2 protein-coding genes are annotated in these 850 nt (G+C 36.2%); one reads left to right on the top strand and one right to left on the bottom strand.

Annotation, left to right across the window (positions count from 1 at the left end):
• Positions 1 to 596 (bottom strand): oligosaccharide flippase family protein (locus GMD1S_RS10560; RefSeq protein ID WP_000789705.1); only part of this gene is annotated, 596 nt, incomplete at its 3' end.
• Between the two features lie 122 nt (positions 597 to 718).
• On the opposite strand from GMD1S_RS10560, the gene GMD1S_RS10555 reads away from it, so the two are divergent.
• Positions 719 to 850 (top strand): adaptor protein MecA (locus GMD1S_RS10555; RefSeq protein ID WP_008283137.1); only part of this gene is annotated, 132 nt, incomplete at its 3' end.

Below are 850 nucleotides of genomic sequence, written 5' to 3'. Positions count from 1 at the left end.
ATCTTAACAAAAGAAACTTCTCTCTTAATCCAAAGAAAACTGAGCAGGTAGTTGAGGATAGTGGTCGCTGTCATAACGATAGCATAAGGAACGATATCATCTGCCGTTTTAACAAAGGCGAAGATAGCGACCAGCATGGTAATTCGAATAATTAATGTTTTATAGAGGATGAAGGCATAGTTTTCATAAGCCTCGTTCATCCATTCGATATTGAGAAATTGGAAGAGTGCTTGGGCCCCTAGGATGTAGTACAGGACTTTCAGATTCTCAATGCTGGTGTCAAAGAAGATAATGAGGAAGTAGATACCTGTCGTCAGGAGAGAGGTGAAAACCGAGATATAAAACAACTTAGAAAAGACGTAGTTGATTTTATTCTTGTCATCCTTGACCTTACTAATAGCTCGAATCCCGTAGTTGTATATTCCAAAGGCAGCTAGTGGAATAACGAAACTTGCCCAGGTATTAGCTGTATTGAAATAACCGTAGTTGGATTTGCTGAGAATCCGCGTCAGATAAGGATTGGTTATCAGTGGAAAAACGATATTGAGAATATTGACCAGCAAGCTGGCCAAGGCATTTACTTTTATATTTTTCATTGAACTTTCTTTCTTAAATCTAAAATCATATCTAGTATTATATCACATTCTCGCTTCATTCTTTTGATAAAATCGTAAAAATCTAGTATAATAGATAGACTGAAAGTATGAGGTTACTAGATATGAAGATGAAACAAATTAGTGATACAACACTGAAAATCACAATGACTTTAGATGATTTGATGGACCGAGGAATGGAGATTGCAGACTTTCTCGTTCCTCAGGAAAAAACTGAAGAGTTTTTCTATGCTATT

It is taken from the genome of Streptococcus sp. GMD1S, assembly GCF_000296875.1.
In the GTDB taxonomy this organism is placed as follows: Bacteria; Bacillota; Bacilli; order Lactobacillales; family Streptococcaceae; genus Streptococcus.
Note: the sequence above shows the minus strand (reverse complement) of the source record. Positions and strands in the feature narration are given on the sequence as shown.